Below are 25,247 nucleotides of genomic sequence, written 5' to 3'. Positions count from 1 at the left end.
GTTCCCACACCGAACGAGATACATCGATGAACAACGCTCTGTCCCAGCTCCAGCCCTACCCGTTCGAGAAACTCCGCGCCCTGCTTGGCAGCGTGACGCCGAACCCGGACAAACGTCCGATCGCGCTGTCCATCGGCGAGCCGAAACACCGTTCGCCAAGCTTTGTCGCCGAGGCCCTGGCCAGCAACCTGGATCAGATGGCGGTGTACCCGACCACCCTCGGTATTCCGGCCCTGCGCGAAGCCATCGCGGCATGGTGCGAACGTCGCTTCGACGTCCCCAAAGGCTGGATCGACCCGGCGCGCAACGTACTGCCGGTCAACGGCACCCGCGAAGCGCTGTTCGCCTTCACCCAGACCGTGGTCAACCGTGGCGATGACGCGCTGGTGGTCAGCCCGAACCCGTTCTACCAGATCTACGAAGGCGCGGCGTTCCTCGCCGGGGCCAAGCCGCATTACCTGCCGTGCCTGGACGAGAACGGCTTCAACCCGGATTTCGACGCCGTGTCGCCGGATATCTGGCAACGCTGCCAGATCCTGTTCCTGTGCTCGCCAGGCAACCCGACTGGCGCACTGATCCCGGTCGAGACCCTGAAAAAACTGATTGCCCTGGCTGACGAACATGACTTCGTTATCGCAGCGGACGAGTGCTACAGCGAACTGTACTTCGACGAGCAAACCCCGCCACCCGGCCTGCTCAGTGCCTGCGCGGAACTGGGTCGCAAGGACTTCAAGCGTTGCGTGGTGTTCCACAGCCTGTCCAAGCGTTCGAACCTGCCGGGACTGCGTTCGGGCTTTGTCGCCGGTGACGCCGACATCCTCAAGGGCTTCCTGCTCTATCGCACCTACCACGGCTGCGCGATGCCGGTTCAAACACAACTGGCCAGTGTTGCCGCGTGGAATGACGAGGTGCATGTGCGCGCCAACCGTGCGCTGTATCGCGAAAAATATGACGCTGTGCTGGACATCCTCGGCCCGGTGATGGACGTGGAGCGCCCGGATGGCGGCTTCTATCTGTGGCCGAATGTGGAAGGCGATGATGAGGCATTCTGCCGTGATCTGTTTATCGAGGAACACGTGACCGTGGTGCCGGGTTCTTATCTGTCCCGTGAGGTGGATAGCGTCAACCCGGGCGCAGGCCGTGTGCGGATGGCGCTGGTCGCGCCGCTGGCGGAGTGCGTCGAAGCAGCGGAACGGATTCGCGCTTTCATTACCGCAAAACGATAAACAACCAAGTCCCGCCCTGTGCAATGCGGCGGCGGGACATCAATTCATTATCCAGTTACAACAACGCTGACCCTGAAACATTCAAGTGCATTATCTTAATATCCACAACCTATTGCTCTGAGGGATCAATATAACGTTACAAACAACATGGAAGTTACTTATGCACACTCCTCACTTTGTCCGAATGAAAAAGCCGCTAAATGAGCAAGACTCTCGCGCCGCGGCTGTCAAGGAAAACGCCAGGAACGTCGCCAGCACCTTGCCCGGACGGCACCAAAAACGCTCGGTTGGTTACCACAGCACGTTCTGGGAAAATGGAAAAAACATTACTATTTCGTTCATGCCAGGATTGCGCGACGAGATGAAGTATGACGCTGAACGAATCATTCGCGAGTGGGAACCTTATGTCGGCCTGGCTTTCGAAGTCGTTGAATCTGGCGGTGAAATACGGATTGACATGAAGGGCGAAGACAGCTGGTCCACACTCGGGACAGATGCATTGCTGCAGCCACCAGACGAACCCACGCTCCTCATTGGGATAGATGCCCCATACATGGTCTTTCGCCGTACAGTACTTCACGAGTTCGGCCACGCATTAGGTTTGCATCACGCCCACTTGCATCCCCAGGCAAATATCCCCTGGAACCGGGAAAAAGTATATGAGTACTACACCAACGTTATTGGGTGGAGCAGAGAAGTCATTGATCACAATATATTTGATTTAGAAACCGGTGCCGACACCTTCCTGGGAAACTATGACAAATATTCCATCATGCACTACAGCGTAGAAAATTCCCTCACCGATGGAGACTGGCACGTTGGCCGCTATACAGAGTTAAGTGAGCAAGACAAGATCAACATAAACAACATCTATCCACTGCTGTAAGCCCGGCCTATATCGCTTATTTCAGGTTTCCCGGCGTGGCCTCATTTGAACTTCAGATTTCCCGAAATTTTCCGAACACGTCATCTCCTATTAGGTGATGACGTGCTGCGAGAGGTGTTGGGGAACTGGATCCAAGTGAAGCCAAGCTGGGAGCAATGAAGTAATGATGCACACTCTTTTGATCGTTTTCATTGCTGTGTTGCAGCGAGTATCGAAGAGTCATCGATATGGCTAGAGCTAAAAATCGTGCTTTAAAAACATTTAGTTGTTAATGAGTTCTGCCAAAAAGTGGTGATTTCAGTTTGTCGTATAGCTCAGAGAGTGTGTCGAGTATAGTTTTGTGAGGGTAGATTTTGCGAATCATCTCCATGTCGCTTTCACTTAGCTTGGAATTTTCAGGGTGTGACCAGTTGTTCAGGGTAAGGTTGCTATCGATGTCGTAATGCATGACTGACAAGGGGTCGTAATCGCCATAGATGTAATATGTGGAGCGAGGTAACGGCAGGACCTGTGAATCAACTCGATCACGCTCCCAGTCGAAATTTTCTTTATACCACGCGTAGACTTTTTCCAGATCCCAAGGGATATCTGCATCGGGATGTTGATGTTCATGATGGAGGCCGAGTGCGTGACCAAATTCATGTAATACAGTGGTTTCGAAATCATCATTCTCTAAAGCTGTTCCTATTTTCATAGTGGGTTTGTCTGGGGGGCAGGTCAGTGCATCTGTACCTAAAAGGGAGTAAGAGCCAATGGTTTGGTTTGGCTCGATTTTTATGCGAATGTCACCCACTGCTCCGGCAATAAATTCGAATTTTAAATTGACATGCGCCAACCATTTGTTTGCAATGTTTTTTACTGTATCTATGGTTTTCTGGTTCTCGTCGTACATGGCTATTTTCAGGGTGCGCCCAGGCTTCCAGAAAGTAGTATGCACGGCGACGCTTCTCTTGGTGCGTCCGGAAGTATTGGATTTGACATTATCACTTCGTTCATTGATCGCGGCCTCGTAAGAGGCGACTGGATCAATGCTTCTAACAATGCTGCAAGCTCCATTTTTCATTGGGGTGGCGTCCATGTCTTTGTCGGTTGTAGTTTTTTGAAAAGGGGGTGTTGGTTTTATTTGCTTGCAAATTATTGGAGCAGTAAGGATTTTGGATATATTTTTCGCATCAGTCGCCGATCATTCTGGCTGAGGCTGGTGTTCTTCTCTACGCTCCAATTGCCCGTGGTCAGTTCATTCGGGATTTGATAGTGCATTATTGATTTTTTGTCATAGGGCGTTGTGCGGGTAGTGAAGGTTTCCAGTATTTTGAATAAGTTGTGATCGACTTCTTCTTTCGACCAGTTATATCTTGTGAGGTAATAGTGGTAGACGAACGGCCTGTTCCAGGGAATGTCGGCTTTGGGGTGCTGGTGTTCATGTTCCATTCCCAGTGCATGGCCAAACTCATGCAAAACGGTGCTTTCGAACGCAGGGTGTGTTAGCTCCGTGCCGATGTTCATTGTGTTCTCGCCTGGACCTCGCAGTGTTGCATCGGTACCGATTGCTGAATAGTTCAAGGGGGCTTCCATGCTGATTCTGATATCCCCCACCGCATCGTCTGCGAACTCCAGCGTCAAATTGATAGAGGGTTGCCATTGTTTGATGGCTGCTATGGCCGCCTGACGGTGTGCGTTGGAGGGTGGGGCAAGAAAAGCAATCTTGAGCGTTCGATGACTTGCCCAGAATTTACTGTGAGATGCGACGCCGCGTTTTTTTCTGCTTCCTATAGAGTCGGTATTGTCGTTGCCAGGGTTTTCACTGATGGCCGCTTCGTAAGAGGCGTGTATATCAAAACTATTGATAACTTTGCATGGCTCTGAATATGGCATTATCGCTCTCCTTCTCGATGTTTTAACCTGGTCAATAGATTGCTTTCGAACTGGAGATTATTTAAATTAAAGTTGCACTGTAAAGTTGCTGCTTGTTAGATGTTGTTGCCGGTGGCGGCCGGTACTGCGTTGCACGGTACAGGCCTTGTCAGTGTCAGTTGCGGCGAGTTATGAAGTTGCGAATACGTTCTGCCGCTTCAAGACATTCGGATAGCGGGGCAACGAGTGCCATGCGTACTCGACCCGCGCCTGGATTTAAACCATCAACATCGCGGGACAAATAAGAACCCGGCACCACGGTCACGTGCTCCTGCTCGAACAGGTCGGGGCAGAAGGCGGCGGCGCCTGCGCGGCAAGGGTGAAGTGACCCGGGTGCCGACAGCGCGATCCTGTTGGTTGCTGACCGTGGGCGGTGTGCGCGGGGCCGTGACTGGGCCCACCGCCTTCGTCGGATCGCCGCCCGGTACCGACACCCTCCCACAGGGTTTTGCGTTTTAACTCAAGGGTCATGGCATAATCCATCACCTTTTAAATCCAGCACCTGCAAAGGGGGCAATTCCTTGACCGTTTCAAGCAAAACGTTGCACCTTTTCGGCATCAAAGCCTGGGATGCCGCATAAAAATCAATCAAGGCCTTTATAATCAAGGCCTTGAGCTACAAATAGACCACAAAAAGCAGCATCTTTTGCGACTCTTTGGAACCCAATAAACATTGGTCCAAACGGTTGCGTTTTGGGGAAGAATTCCCCGCAGCAAATCCCGTCTCCGGCGTCCTGCCGATCGATCAAACCTCCCTGCACCACCACGACTGCGCATACAGGCAGCCGTCGATTTCCTCCAGGCCGCTCAGCGTAAAAGCGTTGGTCGCCATTCCCGAAAGCCTGGCATCTAGTAATGGTGGAAGCGACACAGCATCAAGCGGCATACCTGCCGGCCGGATCTCGGCGATGTCGCTGGTCCGGTTCAGCTGCTCGCACATCTGATTCCTGATGTTGATGTCGGCGCGAATGCCGACCGTTTGCCGGATCGCCTTCCAATCCCTAGCGACACCCTTCTCTCTCATGCGCGTAATAAGGAAGTACATTACCTGCTCGATACTGGACAAATAAACAGTATCGCAATCACTCACGCCGCGTTCAACGTTCCGCTGACAGGCGACACGCCTTCAGGGTACGTCCTTGAAGAAGATGTGATGACCGAGCTTCAGCGTCTGCTTCGCTCCCGCGGTCCACGCTGGAGCCTTCGGCATAGTGGTCGCGTAGTAGTGCGTGGCGCCGCCGGTGGGATCTGGCACCTTGCCGGCGATCACCTGGTCAGCGGCGATCTGCGCTTGAGCAAACTCGCGAAACGGGATCGGCTTCGCGCCACTCAGGTAGCCGTAGTTCGGATCGTTCCTGTTCCAGCAGCTGAACTGGTACGGTTTCTGGCACACGCCGACATAGCCCTCACCCCACCACGACTTGGCCTTGCCGTCGTTCACGCGGTTTCGGATGGTCCAGGCTACCGCGATCTGGCCAGCCAGGCTTTCGCCGCGGGCTTCACCCCATAGCGTACGCGCGAGAATGTCTCGGCCCTTTTCTGTTTCAGTCATTACTTTCTCCAGGCAAAAAAACGCCGGCAACTGGGCCGGCGTTCGGGAGGATCTGCAGCAACTGCTGCTGGGTAAGCTTGGCCATGGTTTCTCCAGGGCGTAAAAAAGCCCGCACGGGGCGGGCGTTCGATGTTTCCGAAATAGCAGCGTTAGCGAATGGCTCCGAGGATTCTTCTGAGATCGTCAACCTTCACGGCCACCTCACGCTCCGGGTTTTCAACTTTCAGGTATATCGTTTCATTGTCAGAAGACACTCTGACCGCCATCTCTGCCGGATTATTTTGATTGATGACGTTATAGCTATCGTCGGTCAGCGGAATCAGGAACTTCATCTCTTAAATCCCCTTCATGGGTTACGTCAGTCTGCGTCTAGTCTACTAAGACGCCTAACCTGTGGTGATTTTGGACACGCTGTAGCCGGTGGCCTTCACAGGCAGACCGCTTGGCGGGATGTATCCGGGCACAGTCATTCCGCTGCCATCCTGGGTGACCTTGCGGTTAGCATCTGCCAGCGGCGTGGTGACTTTTGCTGATCCGGCGGCAGTCATCGCAACGATGTAGCCCGGTACGCCGCCGTTGTAGTAACGCTGCGCCAGATCAGCGGAAGCCGACAGGTTCGGCGAGAAAATGTACCCACCGCGCCAGTTGCCATACTCCCCGCTCGCCAATGCCAGCGGCTTGCCTGGCTCGATAATTTGGTGATAGGCCTTTTTGGTGTTGGCTTGGTGGAAGATCATGCCGCTAAGTCCGCTAGCTGGCAGGAAGCCAGGCGCCGCAATACCGTAGGTGCGGTCCATCCATAGGGTCAGGTTGCGATCACTAGCGCCGCGTAGGGTGACGCCCCACGCGTTCGGATAAGTGGCTGGGTTCCCTGAGTATTGCGCCACGGTTGGAGTAAGGGTAACGCGCCCGTTATCTTGGCCGTTGAAGAAGTGAATCGTCTGGTCATGGCCAGGGTCGTAGCACTGCAACCCAAAGTAGTTACCCACAACGATGTCTTCCAGCGCGGTGATTTCTCCGTGCACCTCAAACGACCCTGGCCGAATGCGCAACATGAGGTCTTCGCGCAGGATGTAGCGCCGCGCTGTGGTCATGGTGTTGTGCCCCATGATGCGGTTTGCCCACACAATGGAGATTTCATCAGCTTGACCGTTACCGGTTACCAACACTCCGCCGTCGGCGTACACCGCTCGACTGATCTGCTCGGCGGTCGGGATTGACGTGCTGTTGATCGGGTGGTTCCCGCCTGTGGACTGCACGGTGCCGCCACCATCCCCACCATTGACGGCAGTCACTTGGTAGGGGCCAATCCAGTCAGTGAAGCGTGACGCCAGCACGGTCCAGGCACCACCCAGTGTCAGGGTGCCGCTCAGTTGTTCGGCAATCTCTCCGATGTCGTTCAACAAGTTCGGCCCGTAGCGCCCGATCTTGATACGGAACAACTTGGTTGCCGAGTACTGCCAGACCACTGTCAGCTCATCCGCCGTCGCCGAGTACAGCAGGCCTTTGGCTTTGTACGCGACCGGCTTCTCAGCGGGGCGATAGCAGGCTGGGTCGATGATCCAGCTGTAGGCCGGGTAGGCCGGGTTGTTGAGTACAATCGGCGTACCATCGATCTCGGCCAGCACGGCTTTGTCGTAGGTGATAGCGACCGTAATGCCGCCTTGGGCCTGCGCGGTTTGCCGGTAGTAGCGTGTGACCAGCGTGCCTTCACCGGGAACTTCCTGCCAGGGGTCGGTACGGGCGACCAAGGAAGTGGCCACACCAGTGGTGTTGTAGGTCGCAGCATCCGCAATTTCAAAGATCATGCCGTAGTTCGGGCCGCCGCCGAATGCTGTCGTGCCGTTGGCCACATAAGCCAGGCGGACCAGCTTGCCGTCTTCCATGCCGGAGATCTTTACGTCCAAGATGGCCCGATTTAGGCGAGACTCTGCCGCACTGACGGACCCGGCACGGCTGTAACTGGCGAGAGGGAAGTCCACATCACTGTTGACCTTGAGCGAATCCAGCACCCGCCGGGCTTGCATCGGCATATAACAGGCAGGGTCAATGATCCAACTGTAATTTGGTGAGCCCGGCACGTTTAGTACAACTTCTGTTCCGAGGGTCTCAGCAAAGACCGCCTTATCGTAGGTTATCGACAGCAACACACTGTCGATAGTCGTTGTGCGATAAATGCGAGTCACGATTGTGCCGCTTACTGCCACCTCCTCCCAGGTAGTCGTACGACCAACAATCTGGGTGGCAACGCCTGTGGTGCTATAGGTGCTTACGTCGGCAATCTCAAAGATCATCCCGTAGTCAGGGGCCCCGAATGCAGTTGTGCCATTACCGTACCAAGCAAGCCGCGCAAATTTTCCCGCAGCAATGCCAATGACCTGAGCATCCAGGATTGCGCGCCTGACAGAATCGCGATCAACACTTACAGCGCCAGCCCGGGTTGCAGACTTCAATGGGAAGGCCTTGCCAGCGTTTAAAGTCAGCGTGTTCACTGCGGCGCTCGACGTGCGACCAACTTCGACGGCTGCGCCCGCGTCGTTCCGATAGCGGATCTCAAAGTATTCACCGGTGACAGGCACCGTGAAAAAACGGTTGCTAACACCTGTTCCGCTGGTCGCAGTCAGGCCGTCCGCCACCGTCATGAAGGTACCCATGCTTGCCAGAAATTCGGCATAGATTTTCTTCAGAGTCGGCTTTGTCACGCCGTTGATCACGACGAAATCGACATCGGAAAGAAACAATTCGTTGGCACCGACAACGAGTTGCTCAAACAGTTGGAGGTCAGTAGCCCCGCTCATATCGCATCCTCAATAAATGCAAAAGCCCGCACAGGGCGGGCTCGAAAGTAGGTGGGTAAAGTGGGGTTACAGGGCGCCAGGCCAGTTCTTCGTGTACCAGGCTTCAAGCTGCTCTCGTAGCTCGGTATTCATGACCGTAAGGTCCATGCCGGCCAGCAGACTGGTGAACTCGGCCTCATCAACGATCGGGATCTCGAATAGTTCAGCCGGAACCGAAAAGCGCCAGTGGTCCACGCCGACCAGTTCCGGTCCGCTGTAGATGTCGGTGAAGCGAACCCTGGTCGGTGTCAGCCCCATGGGGCTTTTGATCGGGCACATGAACCAATCGATGTACCCGACTCCCCATTTGAACCAGCCCATGAACAGCCTGGCCTGCTTGGCATCCAACACCCAAGACAGCGTCACCATGGCGGGAAAGCTTCGGAACCTGACACGCTGAATCGCTCTACCGCTCACCAGTTGAGTTCGGACAATCGGGCTGACCGGCTTTAATCCATATCCTTCGCGCAAGGGCAACGGCAGGTTGTCGGGGTATGTGAGCATTAGCTCGTCGTCCTTTTATCGGGGGCACCCATATCAAGCGGGCGCCGTAGCGCTGTCGTAAGTGTAAACGCGGGCGTCGTAGGGCATGCCCTTCATTGCCACGTTGCCGTTGGATGGAGATGAGCTGTTGACCAGGACCGGGTACGCCCACTTGCTTTCCGGGCCGACCAGCAACTRAGGCAGCTCCAGGGTCATGCTGGTGTCCGGCACGAAGTCAAGGTCGGCGATCTGCATGTGGTATTCGTCAATCGCAGTGACCGGGAAGGGCCCAGAGAGAGAGCCATCGGGACGACTGATGCCAACCCGGTAGGCCTCGGCCGCTGACCAGTCGATAGGTTCGGTCGATTCCAACAGGAAGCCGCCGCTGACCGCCGTGACGCTGCGCAGCTGCGCGCTTTGGCACAACCCGGGAGTGTCGCTGGCCACCGCACAGAAACTCAGGTAGCCCGAGTTCATGCCGGCGAGTTCGGTTTCCCAGGTGTAAGTGTCCTGGCGGAACAGCTGGTGACCGCGACGACGCATACCGAAGCGGTAGGCGCGATCACGGTCACAGACACCCGGCAGCTTGATCTTCTCGACCTTCAACCCAGCATCACCCGGCCAGCGACACGGTACTGGCTCCCAGGCCCATGTCAGGCTTGAGAAATACTCCACGTCGACACCGTCGAAGTCGTTGATCGAGGGCAGCGGGCCTTCGATCTTCAACCCCTTGGTCATGTTCTGCGGTGAGTAGGTCTGCGTTTTTGGGCCGTAGGTGATGTCGAACGCCGCTCGCGGCTCGTCCCGCACCAGACTGACCAGGCCATTCTTGATGGTCAGCTCGGCATGGCCGCAGGCCAGCGCATTGTTGAGCCGGTCCTTGGCTGTGCTGGTCTCGTCGATCACTTCGTCGTAATACTGGCCGGCGGCCTCGAAGATCGTGTGGTAGCGCCCCCACTCGGGCAGATCAATGTCCGCGTCGGTGTAGCCCAGCGACTTCAGTACATGCAGGCACCACGGCACGATCCCGCGCGTCAGTGTCGGTGCAGTCCAGGCGCCACCCGTGTAGACCGGCAGCACGCGGCAGCCGATCAGGTTGACTTGGCTTTCCGATTGCGCGGACAGCCTGTCGCCGCCGCGAATCTGCAGGGCAATTGTGGTCATTCCCGGGTAGCTGGTAGGTCGGGTTTGGCGCAGCCCACGCAGGCTGTACCAGGTCATGTCGTCATTGACCTCAGACGAGTTTTCGCCGCCAACCTTGGGCAGGCGTTTAATCCTGGCCTCGGGTCGCATCGGGTACGGCAGTGCATGCCGGAAGGTGAACCCCATCGTGTCGCGCGAGTCGCCCCATATCGTCTGCGGAAGAACCGTCCAGGATCCGGCAACATCCATGTCGCGGTACTCAAAGACATGCCCGGTCGGAACTGCGTAGGTGTCGCCTTTGCGGCCGAGACCAATGATTCCGTTTTGAGCCAGCACCGTGTACTCGATGTGCGTGACCAGCTCGCCTTTCGGACTACAGGCGATCGGGCCTCGGTAGCCGCCTTCGAGGTTGGAAGGGTCGAGCGTGATCAGGCCGTTGACGGTTTCGTTGAACACAAACCCGGGCCAGCTTTCATCGACTGAGCCAGAAGACGTCAGCCGGTCCACCAGCATCAGATCGGCACTAAAGGCAGTGATGCGATAGCGCAGGCCGCGAGGACCGATCGTGGAAAAACTGGCGCCGATGGCCAGACCGCTGACCGGTGACCCGCCGTCATAGTTCAAGGTAATTTCGGCCAATTGCTCAGGCGTTCCGGCGCTGGCGGCGGTGCCGGTGGTGTTAACCGGGCTGGAGCCCAACACGTCGGCGCCACCGGACGACACCATAGCTAGGCCCGAGAAAGTGCCGATTTCGGTTATCAGAATCTTGCCCGACGAGGCGCTGGCCAGGAATGGCGCGGAGCCCTTCGCGGTGTTGATCGCCGAAACCAGGCCGGACAGGTCAGCGGTGGCCGTGCTCAACGCAACTGAATACGGAGTGGTACCGAGCGTAACGGTAAAAGTCAGCGGCGTGACATCAAAGTCGTAACGCGCCGGGATGCTCGAGCCGAGAATGGTCGAGGCGGTTCCGGTAGATGGCGGAACGGCCGGCGCATATGGCGTGTAGGAGTTGACGACGTACAGCCCGGCATTGTCGCCACTGATTTCGATCAGCTGACCCGGGAATGGGCCGAGCATTTCCAGCGGACCTCGAACGATGTCACGGCCTGAGCCGCCATCGACCACGTTGTACAGGTACGGCGACAGCACGCGAATCACCAGCCCCGTCGACCAGTCGGTCGGGAATGAGCCGGCGCCAGTCGGGATGGCGATCGTCACGCCATTGAACTGATAGGCCGCCGCACTCGATGATGGGGTCAGCGGATTGGCAATGGTCAGGTCCAAGCCTGCCGAGCCACTGGAACTGGAGCCCACCTCTGGTGCGTTGTACCAGAGCATCGACGCAGGGTGACCGATGACGTCGGCGCCCGGCGGGAAGATGGTGTAGCTGGCATCCGCTCCGAGCGAAATAATCGGCGTCTCACCCACCGAAATATCACTGGGCTCAACCCACACGCTGCCCGTCGTGATGTACAGCAGCATTTCCACCCACTGCTCACGCGGGCCGGCGAAATAGGTGCGCGGCTCAGCCAAGTAGGACGGGTACAACTTCTGCAAACCGGCCAGGGTTCGGATTGGATCGCCCAGCTTGACCTTGTTGCCCTTGGCGCTGGCTTCGTCGAGCGGGTTGCCCTGAGCTACGCCAGAATTATTCGGCATGCCGGGCATCTTTGGCGCCAGAACTTTGCTGACGACCACCGCCGCCGCAATGGCGAGCAGGCCCCAGCCGACTGCCGCCAGACCCTTCGGCTCGCGCCAAATTTGGACGCGATCGGACGGTTTGAATTTGACCTTGTGCCAGAGTGTCGGGCAAATCAGTTCGTCATTGATCGCCACGCTGATTGGCTGCTCGGGCGAGCGCTGATATTCCGCTGTCTGCTGTTGAATCCACGCCTCGATCGTCATCCGCTGATGAGTGGTGAAGGTCGCCATCGGCTGGCAGCCGGCAAGCTTGTTCGCAAAAAATTCGATCATCGGTAATACACCACTCGTTGATAGGCCGACTCGAAGTCGCGCACGGGGCGAATGCGTGGGCCGCCCGGGTTGGTGTCGAGCACCTTCAGTTGCCCGTCCAGATGAACGACCACGCCGACGTGCGCCATCAGCTCGCCCTTGAAGACTGCCGCGATGGCTCCAGGCTCTGGCGAGCATTCTTCCAGGCCGATCTTGAGTTCTCGGTAAGCCAGGGTGTTCGCGCGCAGCTTGTCCCGCCCTACGCCACCCAGCGAGGGCAGCAACGGCAGGCCGAACACCTTATGTCGCACAGCAATGGCCAGCCCGTAGCAGTCGTAGGCCAGCGGTCCGCGCGCGCCGTCTTTGTAGGGGGCTGACAGGTATCGACTGAGCGGGCTCATATGTAGAGCAACCCAGGGGCGACACTGGTGGTCAGTTGCTCGCGCGGGAACGCTGTGCCGAGCAGGTCGAACAGGCCGCAGGTCAGGGTCGCAGTGACTCCTTCGTACCGCCGACTCAGCAGCGACATGCGGTAGTGCTCAGCCGGATAGGTCAGGTCGTTCTCCAAGTAGCGCCGGCAGGTCAGCACCACGCGAGCACTCGCCGCCTTGGCCTTCTCAATCTGGATCTGCACCTCGCCTGACGTGTTGTCCAGGGCGATGATCAAGTTCTGGAAGGCGCTGTTATCCTGATTGGGCAGGCCCTGCTCATAGGCCATGGCGGTAAAGACGAGCGTCCGCGAATCTTCGGTACCGCAGACGCGATCCTCGTAGCCGTCACAGATCAGAATCGGGGCAGGCCAGATGTCACAGGTCGCCTCAATGGTATTGATCGGCAACGACCCACCCGAGGCGTAGCAGATGTTGATCGGGTTGCTCATACGTTACTCCACTGCTCAGCTGCCTTGAGATGTCCAGCCGTACTTTTGCTGGCCGGCTTGGTGAATATCGCCCTCGGCCTGAATGTCAGAGATGTAGATATCAATAACGTCCTGACGATTGATCTGGCGGCGATTGACCTTGCCGGCTCGGCTGGCATCCTCGATCAGGTTAATGACGGGGGCCTCTGACGGGCCATTATTGCTGCGCCCCTGACTCACCCTCTCGAGCGTGCGGTCCAACTTGGCGCTGGTTTTAGCGGTGGTTACCCGCTCACCCTTCTTGAGGTTCCAAGTACCATCCGCCGGGACGGAATCGATACCGTCGTGCGCCTGGCCGTCCAGAGCTGAGCCCACGGCAACCATCATCACTCCCGCCGCAGCTGTCGCAGCGATGGCTGCACCAGGCGCAACGGCTGGCCCAACGAATGGAATGCCGATCATTGCGGTGAATGCATTGAGTCCGGCCATAGCAACTTGAGCCGCCGCGTAGGAAAGCAGCGCATGCCCAACGGATTGAATGAAGCTGGCAGCCAACCCTTTGGCGTCAAGCTTGCCGGTTTCGGCCCAATCCGTAATTGCATCGGTGAGGTCGTGGAACGTCTCTGCGCCAACATCCTGCATGGTGCTGTAAAGGTCCATGCTGGCTTCGGCTTGAGTGGCTACGCCGCTGATGAACCCCGTCACCCCGTCGTTCTGAAGACTGTCCACCCTGCTGTAATAGTCCTCTTGCAGGAGCACCCGCTCGGCCAGAGCTTCCCGGAGCATTTCGGTTTCGGTGTCGTACAAGCTTTGGGTGATATCGCCGGCGTTCAATTGCTTCTGAAGATCGGCCACCTGCCGGTTGTAATCTTGCTGAAGCGCCAGATCCTGCCTCATCCGATCCCGGGTTTGTTCCCCCATGGCGGCGCCAGCAAGATCCATATCGAAACCTGTACGCACGGTATCGTTTTCCGCGCGAAGATTTGCTGCAAAAGCCGCTGACTTGGCCGACTCCTCGTTGGCAAGCTTGAGCTTCTGGAGCACATCGAGCTCCGCAGCCAGACCCTCCAACCTCTTCTGCTGAGTTGCGTTGATGCCAACCAACTTGCCGGAAGCTAATTCAAACCTGAGCTTGTCTGCCTCCGTGGCTTTCTTCTGCGCATCGACAGAAGTATTGATCAGCGCGATCTGGCGCTGGTAGTCGGTGACAGCATCCTCACCTCGCTTGGTCAGTGCTGTCGCGGCGGTGGCTGCGGCTGTAGCGGCCTGCTTCGAAGCCGCTGCGCTTTTCTTCTCTGCTTCAATAGCCGCTTCGCTCGCGTCCAAGGTTTTCGCCTTGGCTACCAGCAAATCGCCCTCGCCCGCTTTCAGGCCGGTGACAAGACCTGCCCCTATGCGGGCCGCAAGCTTATCGGCGTTCGTCTTTTTGCCCGAGAGCAATATCTGCTCGTCGAGTGTCTTGGCCAAGTCCTTGAATGCCTTCGACTGTTCAACCACCACAGGCGCGGTAAGGATTCCGTTCAGCACATTGATCTGTGCGCCGAAGGCCTCGACTTTCTGGCGTGCTGTATCAAGCTCGCCCTGAGCGGTGACCAGCGATTCGTTCCACTCACGCTGACGAGCGTCATTCGGATGATCGCGCAGCAATCGCTGGTACTGCGAAACCGCGCTCTCTGCGTCTATGGCGCGTAGCTGCGCGTCCATCAGATCCTGATTGATGTCTTGTAGGGCGGCCGCAGCTTGATTCTTGGTGAATCCATCGAACGACTTATTCAGGAAGTCGATCTTGTTGGTGAGTGCCGTGGCCGATTCGTCTGCGTCATCACCACTCAGCGCGAAGTAGGCCAGTGCGCTGGCCGCGAGCAGGACCACTCCTGCTGGACCACCAAGCAGCGCCATGGCTGCCGAAGCACCCCGAGCGGCTACGCCTATCCCTACAAGTCCGGCAGCAGTTGCCGGAGCTACACCGGCCATACGGGCCAGCGCCAGTTGGTAGCGAACAGCCTCGACCTGAGCGGCGGCGAAAGCTATCGCGGTGCCGGCGGCGCTTGCAGCAAGACGGGTGGTTAAAACCACAGCCAAGGCGGTCGCGGCCTGAGCTGTTAAGCCCAGAGCTGTGCGGGCTGCCGGAGAGCCGAGGGCGCTATTCACTTCCTCAATCGCAGCGCGAGCACTGCTAAGACCGCCCTCCCCGGTAAGTAAACTAGCAACGGTGTTGCGTAGCGCATCCAGCGAACCACCGAAGGTGTCACGAGCGGCAGCCGCCGCCCCGCTATACGACTCTTCCAGAGCATTCAGGATGATGCCCTGGGCGCCAGCCACGTCACCCACGGATTCAAGCGACTCGGCGAGCTTCTTTTGATCTTCGGTAAATCTGAAACCTTGCTTGCTCAGCGAACTCAGGCCGTCTGTTGGAACGTCCAGTGCGCGACCAATAGTTTCGGCAGCCTGCTGCACGGTGGTGCCTGTGCGGGCAGCCATATCGGAAGCAGCCTGTAGCGCCCGCGTGAACTGAGTGCCCACAACGCCAGTGAAGGCAAGAAGCGCTGTCTGCGCCTGGTTGATATCACCACCGGAAAAGGTGGTGGCTTTCTCCATGGCGTCTGCCATTTCGTTCAGCTGATCGCGACTGAAGCCCGCCGATTCCCCGGTGGACTTCAGCACGGCGGCAAGTTGCGCCTGTTCTTTTTCAGCATCACGAGTCTCGGTGATGAAGCTGGTCAGAACAGCGCCCACCGAAAAACCGGCGACAGCACCTGCAACCACTTCGCCCAGAGCGGTCCAGGCAAGCGAGGCCATGTTCGCGGAGTCGGCAATTCCTTTGCCTGACTTCCGAGCCGCCACCTCGGCTTTATCAAGAGGCCCAGTAAAACCACCGATGCGCGCGATCAGATCGAGCGTCAGCGTGCCAAGTGAATTAGCCATCTATAACTCCAAGCGACACCGACCTTTCGGAATGGCGACATGACCTATGTTTATGCCCAGCTTTCCATCGCCTGCTCGAGCGAGATTTCCGGCTCTGAGTCATGCGGCATAAAGTCGTAGAGGGTGTAGCCGCCATTCTTGCTGTGCACATTTGCATACAGGACAGCCAGAGTGGCCACCCCTCGCTCAATGCGCATTCCCCAATTGAGTGGGCCGCGCTTGTCGCGGTATCTCACCCAGCTACGGAACTCGGAAAGACTCAGACGCTCTTTGGCTTCCGCGATCGTGGCGCCGATCGAGATCGCGATTTCGTGCCAGAGCTCGTCGGTGTCGGAGAGCTCGTCGTCTTTCCCAGCTGGTTTACCTGGCCGATCACAGTGAGCAGGGCCATGGACAGGTTGCCATCCAGCGCGCCGCGCTCTGGGTCAGCTTCGCCGGTGATGTCGCCAACGGTGAAGACCGGATTGCCTGCCTCGTCACAGATGCTCACAGCGATGCGGCCGGCCACACCATCCTGCTTGCCCACACCCGACATCAGATCGCTTACGGCAGATTGATAGCCCAGCGGCCGGACATACACGGTGGCCGTATGCTCGGTATCACCCTGCTTCCAGGTGATTTCCTTCATGACGGGGCGGCCCGTGAACGAGCCTTGCTCCATCAGAGATTTGATACTCAGCTGCATGATTGATCCTTACGGAGTGATGGTCTTGCGGATCCAGGCGGAACCGCCCGAACGCTGAATGGTTGCCGAGGTAACCACCACCGTGTTTGCCGCGAAGTCGAACGGGAAGTCGCTGACATAGCCGTCGAACAAAAACCAGGTGCGCGTGGTAGGCAATTGGAAATCATCACCAGCGACGTTGAGCGTCGGTGGTGCGGTGCCATCAGACCAGCCCACTACCCAACTGACATTGCCGATGTCGTCGTCTTCCGACAGCTGATGCAGGCGCACGTGAGAAGCGTTGCGCGGGTCGGCGTTCAGCGTCAGGGTTGCCTGGCCCGGGGTACGCAAGCCGCGCAAGTACTTGCGAACCTTGTCGCTGAGGCAGGTATCTTCAATTTGGTCAGCGGGGTTACCGCCTGGATTGAATGCTGTCGCGCACTGGATCTCGATTACTTCGAGATCAGATGGGTCGGCAACAGATGGCACCAGTGCAAAGATCTGCGTGCCTTGGGTCAAAATCGACATGGCATGTCTCCAAGTTTCGGGAAAAAGAAAGCCCGCACAAGGCGGGCTGGGGTGAATCAGCGCTGGACTATCCAGTCAACGTCGAAGCTGTAGCGGTAGATCTTGGTGGTTGGGTCTTTCGACTCGCCGCCCCAGCGCAYGATGTTCGCCTTTAGCTCAATCGCGTTACGCAGAGCCTTGGCGATGTCCCGCACGGCCGTACCCGTCGCTGCGTAAACGTCGACCTGCAGCGTGAAACCATCAATGTCCGGACGTCCCGCCAAGTAATTCTCGGGACTACCGGTGATCATCTGCCAAACCGCGTATGGCTTGACCGTGTCCTGCGGGGCTTCGCCAAACGGATAAAGCCTGGTCGGGTTCGTGCCGAGCAGCGCGACGACTCCCGCGTCAGCAGCACATACCGCGAAAATGGGTGCAAACATCAACCACCTCCGGAGGCGCGGGCCGCACGCTTGATCGCACGATCAATAGTTTTTTCGTACCCAGTCACGAAAACGTTGGTCGCTTCGCTGATGCTTTCTTCCAATGCTGGACGCATGAATGGATCAGCGGCCATGTACTGGGTGCCGAATTCCAGAAGACGCCAGTGAGGAGTTGGGGAGTTGGCCGATAACTCACCGCCATCCTTGAGGACCGCGCCGTGTTTAACACCAATGCGAAACCCGAGGTCACCGGTTCGTTTGAACAGCCGACCATTCCATCGCAACACAATGTTGTCCGCGATCGAGCGCCCCGTCTCAGCGTCGTCCAGAAGCATGGCACGGGCCTTTGCATTCTCTGCAATTACGGCAGCAGCACGGCGCAACGCCGAGCGACCACCTTTTCGCTTCATGTCATAGGTGACCGACTCAAGCTTTGCCGTCAGCGAGTCAAGGCCAAGGATGCTGAACTCCACTGTCTCAGCCATCATTCAACCCCTTCGCCACCAAAATGGTGAGGTACTCAAGGCCCGATACCGGATCCGGCATCGGCGGCCCCTGAATGTTGTAGATGTCGCCACGGTGCAGAATGCGCATCGTCGGCAGAACGCCCGCGCGGTAGCGGATCACCATGCGGCCTGAGGCTTCTGACTGGCCCGCCTGAGCTGCGATCAAATCGCGAGCGCTGAGCGGCTCAACCGAGGCTGGCACCTTCTCCCAGACGGTTTCCCATCCCGGCAACATCTCGCCCGTTTCGGGATCTTGAGTCAGGCCCGGGGCCTGGAACGTGATGCGATGCCGCAGTGCGCCGGCTCTCACGGTGCCACCACTGGATCAGGTGGACCTGACCAATTACGAGAGGACCACAACAATGACTCAACGGCCATCGGCACTTCCGCAGTAATCGTACCGATCACGACTGCCTCCCGATTAGCGTAGGAATGCCCAATCAGCAGCAACAGTGCCGCTTTGAAACTTGCCGGGAAGTCGTCGACGGCAACGAGCTTTGGGTTGTCACAAAACCAGAGAGCCCACGCCAGTGCTGACTCGGCGTACAGGTCTATGAGTTCGTCTTCGTCCTCATAGTCCAGACGCAAGTGCTTGCGAATCAGCTCGATGGGGAGCAGATCAGCAGCGGCGATAGTCATTTTTTAGCGCCTTTCTTTTGGCCTGGCTCTGGCTCTGGCTCCTGGATTGGCTCAACCTTTTCTGCCAAGTCCATTCCGATCAATGCTTCGGCATATTCTTCCCTTACCTCGCGAACTTCGTACTGGTCAAAGCTACCAGCGTGATAGTGGGAGAACTGCCGTAATGCGCGAATTTTGATCATGACGACGTTGAAGGGGCAGTTGCCTGCCCCAGCCCTTTTATGGAGTAGGTACGGTGAAGGTGCCTTTGATGATTGCGGTCGGACGGTAGTGAGTCACCGCCAGTCGCTCTTCGCAGAGGATGGTCAGCATGTTCTTCACGAAGTTGTCGCGGTCCTGGTTGCTGATTTCAATGGTCGCATCCATGCGGTCCCAGATCTGCGAGGCCAGGTCGAAACCACCTACGGTGAAGGTGCCCTGAGCCTGAGCCTTGGTGGCCACTACTGGCAGGCCCCACATGACCTTGGCGGCAAATGCTGCAGGACCGCCGAAGATGTAGCGACCTTCTGCGTCCTTCAACAGAGCAATGGCATGCCAGTCACGCGGGTTGAGGATCAGGCCAGATGCCTCGAACTCGGACTCGCTGGTCTGAAAGATCGCGTGAGCAATCTGGTCGGCGCGGGTATCGCCGGTAGCGTTGAGCCCTGTGTCATAGGCGCTCGCCACATGGTTGAGACCGATCAGGTTGTCGCCGGTACCGTCACCGTTGAGCAGCTGACCTTCTTCTACCAGGTCCAGACCGAACAGCAGGCGACCATTCACGTACGACTCCAGCATCGGCGCGTCGTCCATGATCTGGCGAGAAGCCTGAATCCAGTGCGCGATGGTTCTGACGTTGGCTGTTTCCTTGGTGAAGGTCAGTTGCGACTCAGGTTTTTGCGCACCCTCGGCGACTGGAGCCGCGCTGTTGGTGAACACGTTCTCGCGCACGTATTCGATGGCGTTCGATGTGGTCCGGCCTTGGGCGAGCAGGTCGCGAATAGTCAAGCGACGCAGGCCGGGCATCAGGATGCCGGGATTCTGTTGAGGCTGAACCAGAGTGCCAGCTGAAGCCGCACCGGACCCCAGGGCCTTGCTGAAACTTTTCACGTCAACCTTGCCAGTGCTGGAACCGTTCCAACCTTTCTTCAGGTCTTCGGCGGCGCGCTCAGCAAAGGTTTTTTTGGTTTCTGGGTTGTCGAGACCGCCGGCGGCAAGTTTCGATTCCAGGTCAAACAGTCGGGTGCCGGCTGTCTTCAGTTCATCCTGGACGGTCTGCAGATCAGATTGCAGCTTTTTGCTGACCTCACCGGTGCTGGTGATTTCTTTCTTCTGCGCATCGAACAGATCGGTCATGTTCTTTTGCGCGTCTTCGATCGCCTTTTGGATCTGGGCCAATTCGGACATGGTTTATTTTCCTACAGATGGGAAGGACTTGATGCGCTCCAGGAGCGCGGTGATTTCGCCACCTTCGGAATCACTCCGAACTGCGGACTTGAACCGGGCAATGAAGCCCAGTGCTTGCGACTTAGAAAGGCCAGCCGAATCCCTCAGCCAGTGTTCTACATCGCGAATTGTTGCGATCGACTCCATGCTTTTCATGGACTCAATGGTCGCCTGCTCATTGGCGGGGAAGGTGCAGATGCTGATCTCGCGGAGCGCTTGTACGTTCTTGAAGGCGCGCCCGGTGTCGATAAGTGCGTAATCGTCCTTCGTCACCGTGAACCCAACCGACATCCCCTCGACCGTCTTGTGCTCCATAGCGGCGCGAAGGTCATTGGACACTGACAAGCCGGGAGTCAACTCACCGATAACGATGAGCCCCTTGCTGTCCTCTTCAAGGTTCTGCCACTTCCCTACTGGTAACTCCCAGGTCTGGTGATTGAAGAACATGCCGACCTGTCGGCTTTGCGTGGCCAGGGCCTTCTTGTAAGCGCCAGGCAGGATGATGTCGCCGTCCGAATCGATGACGTCAAAGACACTGGCGTATCCCTCGAAAACCCCAACCTTGCCGTCAGAGGAAAACTTGATTTCGGTCTCGGTAAAGGCCAGGGTCTTTTGGATGTTTGACATTGGGTGGCTCCATAAAAACTAAACCCCGCTCGGGGCGGGGTTCGTTTTGCCAAGTTGATCAAGCGGCACGTTCTGTGACTGTCGCGTCGCGACATCGCCACCAGGCAGCTTGGGCCGGTTGTTGACGCGGCGGCCTTCGTTCGGCGTCAGCAGGCCTGTATCGATCAGAGTTTTCAGGTAGTTCGCCCGGGCAGTTGAATCGCCACTCAATAGGCCATCGCGATTGTGCTCTGCGTGGATTCGGCCAAGGTCTGCGGGCTTCACAAGCCAGCGCAGGATGCACCCCTCCCAAATCTCTAGGTACGGATCAAGCGCGTACTGAAGAAACCCCAGGTTCTGCTGCTCGATGCCGGAACCCCAACTGGTGGACTTCTCAACGTCTCCCACCAGGTGCGGCGGTACACCAAAGAAACGGGACAACTCACTGACCTGGAACTTTCGGGCAGCCATTGTTTCTGCGTCCTGCGGGCTCACGCCGATGGCTTGAGTGGTGAAGCCTCCCTCAAGAATCCACAAGCGCTTCTTCACCGGGCCGCCGGAGATCTCCTTGAAGTTCTCCTCCACCTGGGCGCGCTGCTCCTTGTTAAGGACCTTGCCCTCGCCAGTCATAAGTAGCTGGGGAGACTTCGCACCGTTGGCATAGAAGTCGCGCTGCTGGTCCTCCATGGCGACAGCAACGCTCGCTGTTTTAGCAGCGAAGGCGATCGGGGAAAGCCCGACAAGCCCGTTGAAGCCGAAGCCTTTGAGGTGGAATATTTCGCTTTGCTTAAAATCTGCGTACTCGGTGTCTCGGCGATATCGGTAGATTATTCGCTTCCCTTCGAGGCGAACGTCCATGTTGACCGACATCAGTGGCACAAGACTGATGACATCGCCGGCGCTGTTGCGCTCAATGAGGGCGTAGGCGTTTCCGTAGTAACAAAGCTGCATCGTCATCGCGACGCGGAAGTCAAAGGCCGTCATGAAGTCGTTTGGCCGATACTTCAAGAGCCGGGCCAGCGGGTTGTCCAGCCCAACCTTTGACCGGTCCTCACCCTTTGTTTCGAACACGTCCAGTGGCATGCAGGCCGTTACGCTCGAGATAAGCCGCACGCAAGCGAACACCGTGGAGATTTGCAATGAGCGCTCGTCTGTTACAACCGAGTCGCCAACCTGGCCGGTGGCGGAGACCGGCCCCGTCTGCGACCCATTGTTTGGCGTCGACAAGCGTCCGCCGACAAAGAAGCTCGCCATACGCGCCCAGAAGGGACTGCGCGTGCGCAGGTCGATGCTGTAGTCGGTATCTGCCATTACATGCTCATCGGTCTGGATAGGAAGTCGTCAACAGAACCTTGCACCTCAGCATTCGCCAGGACTCGGCCTATTGCCATAATCAGCGCAACAGCGCCGTCGATCTTGTTGTCATCGCCCTGCTTGATCGGGCGCACCACGTCATCGTTGCCCGGCAAGTTCTTGCCAATCACGTTACCGATACACCAGGTCATGATTGGGTTTCCGTCATGATGGAACCGGCCAGCCTCAATGGCGGCTTCGAGCTCTTTCATTGGGTCCGACATGTTGGTGTAGTTCTGCGTGATCGTAATGGGGTTGAACCCTTGGTCATCCAGGTCATGACTGAGACCAGTTGCGCCGTGGGGGTCAATCGGACACTCGCGCACAGGGGCGTGATGGTTCGCCTCCTTGGTGTCTTCGAGGATCTCGCGGTAATCGATCTCAGCACCATCAGTTACTTCCAGGTGCTTGGAGTGAATCCAGGCCTGATACCGCTCAGCCATCCGCTTGTTGTCGGTGTTGAAGGCGGTGTCGTATGGCACCCAAAACTTGGGGGCCACGCTGTAGTAATGGATCTTTCCGTCGATCTCACGCCAGAACAGACGAGACCTTGAGTTCATGTCGAGCTTGCGCGCCAAGTCAAAGCCCGCGTTCCATTCTTGGCCTTCGAACTGTTCGAGGGTCAGCGTGGTGTCCTCGCAGGCCTTCCAGCTTTCCATGTTGTAGTAGCCAGACTTGGCGCTCACCCACAGATTCAAGTGCTTTGTCTTGAACGTGTTGGTGAACCTGGCCGAACGAATCGCCCGGGCCTGCTGGCTTTCCAGGTACTCCTGGAATACTGAGACCCCGTGGTTCGGGTTGGCCTTGGCCAACATCTTCGGATCTGTCCAGTCGTCACCCTCATCGAGCGTCCAGATCCAGCCGAACAATTCCTCGTCGGGCACGGTGCCCTCGAGCATCTCGATCACCTGACGGCGCTTGTCGTAGCAAGGGCCCTCGATGTCGGCACCGGCGGTGGTGATGATGAACATCAACGGCTGACGCCGGGCGCCCATACCGGTCAGCATGGTGTCGTACTGAGCTGAGGTTGGGTGCTCGTGATATTCATCGACGATCGCGCAGCTCGGTGACGCGCCGTCGCCCGGGTTACCTATCAGCGGCTCGAAGCGGCTGAAGTCGGACGGGATGTTCATGTTCGAGGCATTGACCTCGATRCCAGCCGCCTCAATGAGGTGAGGCGACTTGCTGACCATCAGCTTCGCCGGTCGGAAAACCTCCCACGCCTGTTTCTCCGTGGTCGCGCCGGAATAGACCTCTGCGCCGAACTCACCGTCGGCAACGAACATGCTGATGCCCACACCGCCCGCGACCACGGACTTACCGTTCTTGCGCGGCACTTCCCAGTAGCTTTCGCGGAACCGGCGGTGCCCGCCCTTCTTCTTGACCCAACCAAAGGTGACGGCGAGGCCGAACAACTGCCACGGTTCCAAGGTGATGAGCTGACGTTTAAAGGCCCACTCACCTTTTGTGTGCGGCAGCAACTGGATCAGCTTTAACTTTTTCTCGGCTTTGACCGGGTCGAACTTGAAACGAAAGCCGCGCTTACGACTGGCGGCCAGGTCGTCGAAGTGCCGCTGCACTGCCTGATGGATGTAGCGGCACGCGGGCACCTTCCCGCGCAACACGGAACGCCCCCAAGCCATTGCCTTATCGACATTGGCGTGCAGGGCTTTAGTCATCAGGAACTCAGTAGTTTGGCGAATTCGTTGGTGGACGATTGTTTGTTGCCGCCAATGATCCGCGTCCGGCTGGCCGGATCGAGGCCCAGCAGTGAGCCAAAGGTGACCAACTGGCGCATGGACTCATTCGCCGCGGTGAGTGCGGGGTTCTTCATCGGGCTGCCCTGGGACGACTCGACAACGATGCCGAACTTCTGGACCGCTTCTTCGGACATCCGCCACTTGTCATAGGCGGTGCAGAACGCTTCGACGTTGTGCAGATCAGTCAGCGCAACAACTTTTTCCCGGAGTAATTCAGGGATAAGCATCTTCCACATGGTGGCTGCGCGCTCGCTCAACCACTCCGGCGGATCAATATTTGTGACGGTGGTGAACTGAGGCTCATCGTTGTTCAGTGCCCGCTTTCCGGGGTTCCCAGCAAGTTTCTTCTGAGCCGTCGGCTTGGGTTTGCGACCACGGCCGGCGACCGTGGCGGTGCCTCCCATCGCGCAACTCCTGATTTTTTAATTTCGCGGGCGTAAGAAAACGATTGAGGGCGCGGTCTAGAAGCAAAAAGGCCCAGACTTTCGACCCTCCCCCTCCCATAGACGCGAATCCGTCTCATTTGGTCCGTTTTTTCTGCTTTTTCCGGGGTTTTTCTGCTTTCAGCGCCTCGCATTGCCGAATCCGCCGTCTTCGGCGGCCGTTTTGGCCGAATGGCACGGACCGCACAGGCTCTGCCAGTTGGTCTTGTCCCAGAACAGGGCCATGTCGTTCTTGTGAGGGATGATGTGGTCGACATCGGTGGCCACGACCACAAGCCCGCGGGCCGAGCAATGAAGGCAGAGCGGATGCTTGGCAAGGAACCCCGCACGCGCCTGCTGCCACTTGTAGTTGTAGTGTCGCTTGGTGCTGCTCTCCCGTGGCTTGGCCCGGGCTGCGCTCTTCAGTAGGTGAGCATGGTCATCACAGTAGCGAGGGTTGCGGGTGAGCACATTGCAACCCTGGGCATTGCACGGCTTCTGCGGCCTCAGCGGCATGGTGTGCCATCCATATAGGTCGATGGCATGGCATCAGGGTCTTCATCATCCTCATCGGCCAGCGCCTGAATCAGGAGCAGTTGCTGCTCGGCCATCCTGTTGAGAATCGCTGTCTGCTGCTTCTGCTCGGTCAGGACTTGGGTCAGGAGGCTTTCCAAGTAACTGAGCTGCTCGCTCATACGCAATGCCACTCCACTTCTTGAGCCACTCACGCCGTGCGGTACATCCACCGCAAGACATCAGCCCGTTCGCTCGACGGTGACAGCGCCGCGAAGTCGTCGGGTGTAGACCTTCATGGTCAGCCCGCAACCACGAATACGGCTACGATCAGCACAACCAGAACAAGGCCGACAACGCCCAGCACGGATACCGCGTTCGATGAATTGGTGTTCGATGACATGTCCGTTGCTCCTTGTATCAGTTGAGGTTTCGTTATTTGCTCAGCTTCGGCTGAAGGATCACCCGGGCAACCATCACCAGGAGGCCCAGCACGCCATAGGCAATCGGTGGCAACACTGCCTGAAGCGAGGGCATCAGTTGTTCAGCCACGCCAAGGGCAGCGATTGCACCACCAGCCTGAACGCTGGTCATGCTCAGCGCCTGTTTCCAGTTGTCGATCAGTTGCATG

29 protein-coding genes and 1 pseudogene are annotated in these 25,247 nt (G+C 57.6%); 2 read left to right on the top strand and 28 right to left on the bottom strand.

Features of this window, described 5'->3' with window-relative positions; all coding sequences use genetic code 11:
• Positions 1–26 precede the first annotated feature (26 nt).
• Positions 27–1,226, top strand: a complete 1,200-nt coding sequence (dapC, locus tag AC1DU9_RS04705) for a succinyldiaminopimelate transaminase (RefSeq protein ID WP_223458372.1) — start codon at positions 27–29, stop codon at positions 1,224–1,226.
• Positions 1,227–1,386: 160 nt separating this feature from the next.
• Positions 1,387–2,112: a M12 family metallopeptidase gene (locus AC1DU9_RS04700; protein ID WP_223458370.1), complete on the top strand. Its 726-nt coding sequence runs from the start codon at positions 1,387–1,389 to the stop codon at positions 2,110–2,112.
• Between the two features lie 268 nt (positions 2,113–2,380).
• Here the strand turns inward: AC1DU9_RS04700 and AC1DU9_RS04695 are convergent, their stop codons facing one another.
• The 28 genes and pseudogenes from AC1DU9_RS04695 to AC1DU9_RS04560 all read right to left on the bottom strand — a co-directional run bounded on the left by AC1DU9_RS04695 (position 2,381) and on the right by AC1DU9_RS04560 (position 25,246).
• The gene (locus AC1DU9_RS04695; RefSeq protein ID WP_223458368.1) at positions 2,381–3,190 is read right to left on the bottom strand and encodes a M12 family metallopeptidase; all 810 of its coding nucleotides are present in this window, start codon (positions 3,188–3,190) and stop codon (positions 2,381–2,383) included.
• 56 nt (positions 3,191–3,246) lie between these two features.
• Positions 3,247–3,987 carry a M12 family metallopeptidase gene (locus tag AC1DU9_RS04690; RefSeq protein WP_223458366.1) on the bottom strand — a complete coding sequence of 247 codons (741 nt, stop codon included), beginning with the start codon at positions 3,985–3,987 and terminating at the stop codon, positions 3,247–3,249.
• 154 nt (positions 3,988–4,141) lie between these two features.
• Positions 4,142–4,321, bottom strand: a pseudogene (locus AC1DU9_RS04685) (succinyldiaminopimelate transaminase); the annotation flags it as partial.
• 450 nt (positions 4,322–4,771) lie between these two features.
• Entirely contained in the window at positions 4,772–5,071 is a 300-nt protein-coding gene (locus AC1DU9_RS04680) for a hypothetical protein (RefSeq protein WP_477809816.1), read from the bottom strand.
• Between the two features lie 81 nt (positions 5,072–5,152).
• Positions 5,153–5,578, bottom strand: coding sequence for a cell wall hydrolase (locus AC1DU9_RS04675; protein ID WP_477809815.1), 426 nt, complete (start codon positions 5,576–5,578; stop codon positions 5,153–5,155).
• A 149-nt stretch (positions 5,579–5,727) separates the two neighbouring features.
• Positions 5,728–5,910, bottom strand: coding sequence for a hypothetical protein (locus AC1DU9_RS04670; protein ID WP_477809814.1), 183 nt, complete (start codon positions 5,908–5,910; stop codon positions 5,728–5,730).
• Between the two features lie 54 nt (positions 5,911–5,964).
• Positions 5,965–8,376, bottom strand: a complete 2,412-nt coding sequence (locus AC1DU9_RS04665; protein WP_477809813.1) for a hypothetical protein — start codon at positions 8,374–8,376, stop codon at positions 5,965–5,967.
• A gap of 66 nt (positions 8,377–8,442) precedes the next feature.
• On the bottom strand, positions 8,443–8,784 hold the full coding sequence (locus AC1DU9_RS04660) for a hypothetical protein (protein ID WP_477809812.1): 342 nt from the start codon (positions 8,782–8,784) through the stop codon (positions 8,443–8,445).
• A gap of 168 nt (positions 8,785–8,952) precedes the next feature.
• Positions 8,953–12,015, bottom strand: a complete 3,063-nt coding sequence (locus AC1DU9_RS04655; protein ID WP_477809811.1) for a host specificity factor TipJ family phage tail protein — start codon at positions 12,013–12,015, stop codon at positions 8,953–8,955.
• A complete protein-coding gene (locus tag AC1DU9_RS04650; protein ID WP_477809810.1) occupies positions 12,012–12,395 on the bottom strand; it encodes a hypothetical protein in 384 nt (127 codons plus the stop codon). The genes AC1DU9_RS04655 and AC1DU9_RS04650 overlap by 4 nt, the downstream gene beginning before the upstream one ends.
• Complete coding sequence (locus tag AC1DU9_RS04645; RefSeq protein WP_477809809.1) at positions 12,392–12,874, bottom strand: DUF1833 family protein; 483 nt, start codon at positions 12,872–12,874, stop codon at positions 12,392–12,394. The genes AC1DU9_RS04650 and AC1DU9_RS04645 overlap by 4 nt, the downstream gene beginning before the upstream one ends.
• A 15-nt stretch (positions 12,875–12,889) precedes the next feature.
• Complete coding sequence (locus tag AC1DU9_RS04640; RefSeq protein WP_477809808.1) at positions 12,890–15,778, bottom strand: phage tail tape measure protein; 2,889 nt, start codon at positions 15,776–15,778, stop codon at positions 12,890–12,892.
• 50 nt (positions 15,779–15,828) lie between these two features.
• Entirely contained in the window at positions 15,829–16,041 is a 213-nt protein-coding gene (locus AC1DU9_RS04635; RefSeq protein ID WP_477809867.1) for a phage tail assembly protein T, read from the bottom strand.
• Entirely contained in the window at positions 16,038–16,463 is a 426-nt protein-coding gene (locus AC1DU9_RS04630; RefSeq protein ID WP_477809807.1) for a phage tail assembly chaperone family protein, TAC, read from the bottom strand. The genes AC1DU9_RS04635 and AC1DU9_RS04630 overlap by 4 nt, the downstream gene beginning before the upstream one ends.
• A 9-nt stretch (positions 16,464–16,472) precedes the next feature.
• Positions 16,473–16,970: a phage tail tube protein gene (locus AC1DU9_RS04625; protein ID WP_477809806.1), complete on the bottom strand. Its 498-nt coding sequence runs from the start codon at positions 16,968–16,970 to the stop codon at positions 16,473–16,475.
• Positions 16,971–17,026: 56 nt separating this feature from the next.
• The gene (locus AC1DU9_RS04620) at positions 17,027–17,392 is read right to left on the bottom strand and encodes a DUF3168 domain-containing protein (RefSeq protein WP_477809805.1); all 366 of its coding nucleotides are present in this window, start codon (positions 17,390–17,392) and stop codon (positions 17,027–17,029) included.
• Entirely contained in the window at positions 17,392–17,877 is a 486-nt protein-coding gene (locus tag AC1DU9_RS04615) for an HK97-gp10 family putative phage morphogenesis protein (protein ID WP_477809804.1), read from the bottom strand. The genes AC1DU9_RS04620 and AC1DU9_RS04615 overlap by 1 nt, the downstream gene beginning before the upstream one ends.
• Positions 17,870–18,208: a phage head closure protein gene (locus AC1DU9_RS04610; RefSeq protein WP_150727707.1), complete on the bottom strand. Its 339-nt coding sequence runs from the start codon at positions 18,206–18,208 to the stop codon at positions 17,870–17,872. The genes AC1DU9_RS04615 and AC1DU9_RS04610 overlap by 8 nt, the downstream gene beginning before the upstream one ends.
• On the bottom strand, positions 18,205–18,537 hold the full coding sequence (locus AC1DU9_RS04605) for a head-tail connector protein (RefSeq protein WP_477809803.1): 333 nt from the start codon (positions 18,535–18,537) through the stop codon (positions 18,205–18,207). Before AC1DU9_RS04605 ends, AC1DU9_RS04610 begins: the two co-directional genes overlap by 4 nt.
• Positions 18,534–18,719, bottom strand: a complete 186-nt coding sequence (locus AC1DU9_RS04600; RefSeq protein ID WP_477809802.1) for a hypothetical protein — start codon at positions 18,717–18,719, stop codon at positions 18,534–18,536. The genes AC1DU9_RS04605 and AC1DU9_RS04600 overlap by 4 nt, the downstream gene beginning before the upstream one ends.
• A 37-nt stretch (positions 18,720–18,756) precedes the next feature.
• Positions 18,757–19,923 carry a phage major capsid protein gene (locus AC1DU9_RS04595; protein ID WP_477809801.1) on the bottom strand — a complete coding sequence of 389 codons (1,167 nt, stop codon included), beginning with the start codon at positions 19,921–19,923 and terminating at the stop codon, positions 18,757–18,759.
• A 3-nt stretch (positions 19,924–19,926) separates the two neighbouring features.
• Positions 19,927–20,589: an HK97 family phage prohead protease gene (locus AC1DU9_RS04590; RefSeq protein ID WP_477809800.1), complete on the bottom strand. Its 663-nt coding sequence runs from the start codon at positions 20,587–20,589 to the stop codon at positions 19,927–19,929.
• Between the two features lie 18 nt (positions 20,590–20,607).
• Positions 20,608–21,879, bottom strand: a complete 1,272-nt coding sequence (locus tag AC1DU9_RS04585; protein ID WP_477809799.1) for a phage portal protein — start codon at positions 21,877–21,879, stop codon at positions 20,608–20,610.
• Positions 21,879–23,600 carry a terminase large subunit gene (locus AC1DU9_RS04580; RefSeq protein WP_477809798.1) on the bottom strand — a complete coding sequence of 574 codons (1,722 nt, stop codon included), beginning with the start codon at positions 23,598–23,600 and terminating at the stop codon, positions 21,879–21,881. The genes AC1DU9_RS04585 and AC1DU9_RS04580 overlap by 1 nt, the downstream gene beginning before the upstream one ends.
• Positions 23,600–24,085: a phage terminase small subunit P27 family gene (locus tag AC1DU9_RS04575; protein ID WP_477809797.1), complete on the bottom strand. Its 486-nt coding sequence runs from the start codon at positions 24,083–24,085 to the stop codon at positions 23,600–23,602. Before AC1DU9_RS04575 ends, AC1DU9_RS04580 begins: the two co-directional genes overlap by 1 nt.
• Before the next feature lie 159 nt (positions 24,086–24,244).
• Positions 24,245–24,619 (bottom strand): HNH endonuclease, encoded by a 375-nt coding sequence (locus AC1DU9_RS04570; protein WP_477809796.1) that lies wholly within the window; start codon positions 24,617–24,619, stop codon positions 24,245–24,247.
• The gene (locus AC1DU9_RS04565; RefSeq protein WP_477809795.1) at positions 24,610–24,798 is read right to left on the bottom strand and encodes a YebO family protein; all 189 of its coding nucleotides are present in this window, start codon (positions 24,796–24,798) and stop codon (positions 24,610–24,612) included. Before AC1DU9_RS04565 ends, AC1DU9_RS04570 begins: the two co-directional genes overlap by 10 nt.
• 253 nt (positions 24,799–25,051) lie before the next feature.
• Positions 25,052–25,246 (bottom strand): DUF7940 domain-containing protein, encoded by a 195-nt coding sequence (locus AC1DU9_RS04560; RefSeq protein WP_477809794.1) that lies wholly within the window; start codon positions 25,244–25,246, stop codon positions 25,052–25,054.
• Between the last annotated feature and the right edge of the window lies 1 nt (position 25,247).

The organism is Pseudomonas sp. P4_C1 (assembly GCF_056402155.1).
The sequence above is the reverse complement of the archived record's forward strand: the minus strand, read 5'-3'. Positions and strand labels throughout refer to the sequence as shown.

Coding starts and splice junctions, on each gene's coding strand:
- AC1DU9_RS04560 (WP_477809794.1), bottom strand. CDS start 25,246: ATGCAACTGATCGACAACTGGAAACAGGCGCTGAGCATGACCAGCGTT.
- AC1DU9_RS04615 (WP_477809804.1), bottom strand. CDS start 17,877: ATGGCTGAGACAGTGGAGTTCAGCATCCTTGGCCTTGACTCGCTGACG.
- AC1DU9_RS04675 (WP_477809815.1), bottom strand. CDS start 5,578: ATGACTGAAACAGAAAAGGGCCGAGACATTCTCGCGCGTACGCTATGG.
- AC1DU9_RS04640 (WP_477809808.1), bottom strand. CDS start 15,778: ATGGCTAATTCACTTGGCACGCTGACGCTCGATCTGATCGCGCGCATC.
- AC1DU9_RS04690 (WP_223458366.1), bottom strand. CDS start 3,987: ATGCCATATTCAGAGCCATGCAAAGTTATCAATAGTTTTGATATACAC.
- AC1DU9_RS04670 (WP_477809814.1), bottom strand. CDS start 5,910: ATGAAGTTCCTGATTCCGCTGACCGACGATAGCTATAACGTCATCAAT.
- AC1DU9_RS04665 (WP_477809813.1), bottom strand. CDS start 8,376: ATGAGCGGGGCTACTGACCTCCAACTGTTTGAGCAACTCGTTGTCGGT.
- AC1DU9_RS04625 (WP_477809806.1), bottom strand. CDS start 16,970: ATGTCGATTTTGACCCAAGGCACGCAGATCTTTGCACTGGTGCCATCT.
- AC1DU9_RS04590 (WP_477809800.1), bottom strand. CDS start 20,589: ATGTCAAACATCCAAAAGACCCTGGCCTTTACCGAGACCGAAATCAAG.
- AC1DU9_RS04570 (WP_477809796.1), bottom strand. CDS start 24,619: ATGCCGCTGAGGCCGCAGAAGCCGTGCAATGCCCAGGGTTGCAATGTG.
- AC1DU9_RS04680 (WP_477809816.1), bottom strand. CDS start 5,071: ATGTACTTCCTTATTACGCGCATGAGAGAGAAGGGTGTCGCTAGGGAT.
- AC1DU9_RS04600 (WP_477809802.1), bottom strand. CDS start 18,719: ATGATCAAAATTCGCGCATTACGGCAGTTCTCCCACTATCACGCTGGT.
- AC1DU9_RS04565 (WP_477809795.1), bottom strand. CDS start 24,798: ATGAGCGAGCAGCTCAGTTACTTGGAAAGCCTCCTGACCCAAGTCCTG.
- AC1DU9_RS04630 (WP_477809807.1), bottom strand. CDS start 16,463: ATGCAGCTGAGTATCAAATCTCTGATGGAGCAAGGCTCGTTCACGGGC.
- AC1DU9_RS04595 (WP_477809801.1), bottom strand. CDS start 19,923: ATGTCCGAATTGGCCCAGATCCAAAAGGCGATCGAAGACGCGCAAAAG.
- dapC (WP_223458372.1), top strand. CDS start 27: ATGAACAACGCTCTGTCCCAGCTCCAGCCCTACCCGTTCGAGAAACTC.
- AC1DU9_RS04575 (WP_477809797.1), bottom strand. CDS start 24,085: ATGGGAGGCACCGCCACGGTCGCCGGCCGTGGTCGCAAACCCAAGCCG.
- AC1DU9_RS04650 (WP_477809810.1), bottom strand. CDS start 12,395: ATGAGCCCGCTCAGTCGATACCTGTCAGCCCCCTACAAAGACGGCGCG.
- AC1DU9_RS04645 (WP_477809809.1), bottom strand. CDS start 12,874: ATGAGCAACCCGATCAACATCTGCTACGCCTCGGGTGGGTCGTTGCCG.
- AC1DU9_RS04695 (WP_223458368.1), bottom strand. CDS start 3,190: ATGGACGCCACCCCAATGAAAAATGGAGCTTGCAGCATTGTTAGAAGC.
- AC1DU9_RS04660 (WP_477809812.1), bottom strand. CDS start 8,784: ATGGTGACGCTGTCTTGGGTGTTGGATGCCAAGCAGGCCAGGCTGTTC.
- AC1DU9_RS04700 (WP_223458370.1), top strand. CDS start 1,387: ATGCACACTCCTCACTTTGTCCGAATGAAAAAGCCGCTAAATGAGCAA.
- AC1DU9_RS04605 (WP_477809803.1), bottom strand. CDS start 18,537: ATGACTATCGCCGCTGCTGATCTGCTCCCCATCGAGCTGATTCGCAAG.
- AC1DU9_RS04585 (WP_477809799.1), bottom strand. CDS start 21,879: ATGGCAGATACCGACTACAGCATCGACCTGCGCACGCGCAGTCCCTTC.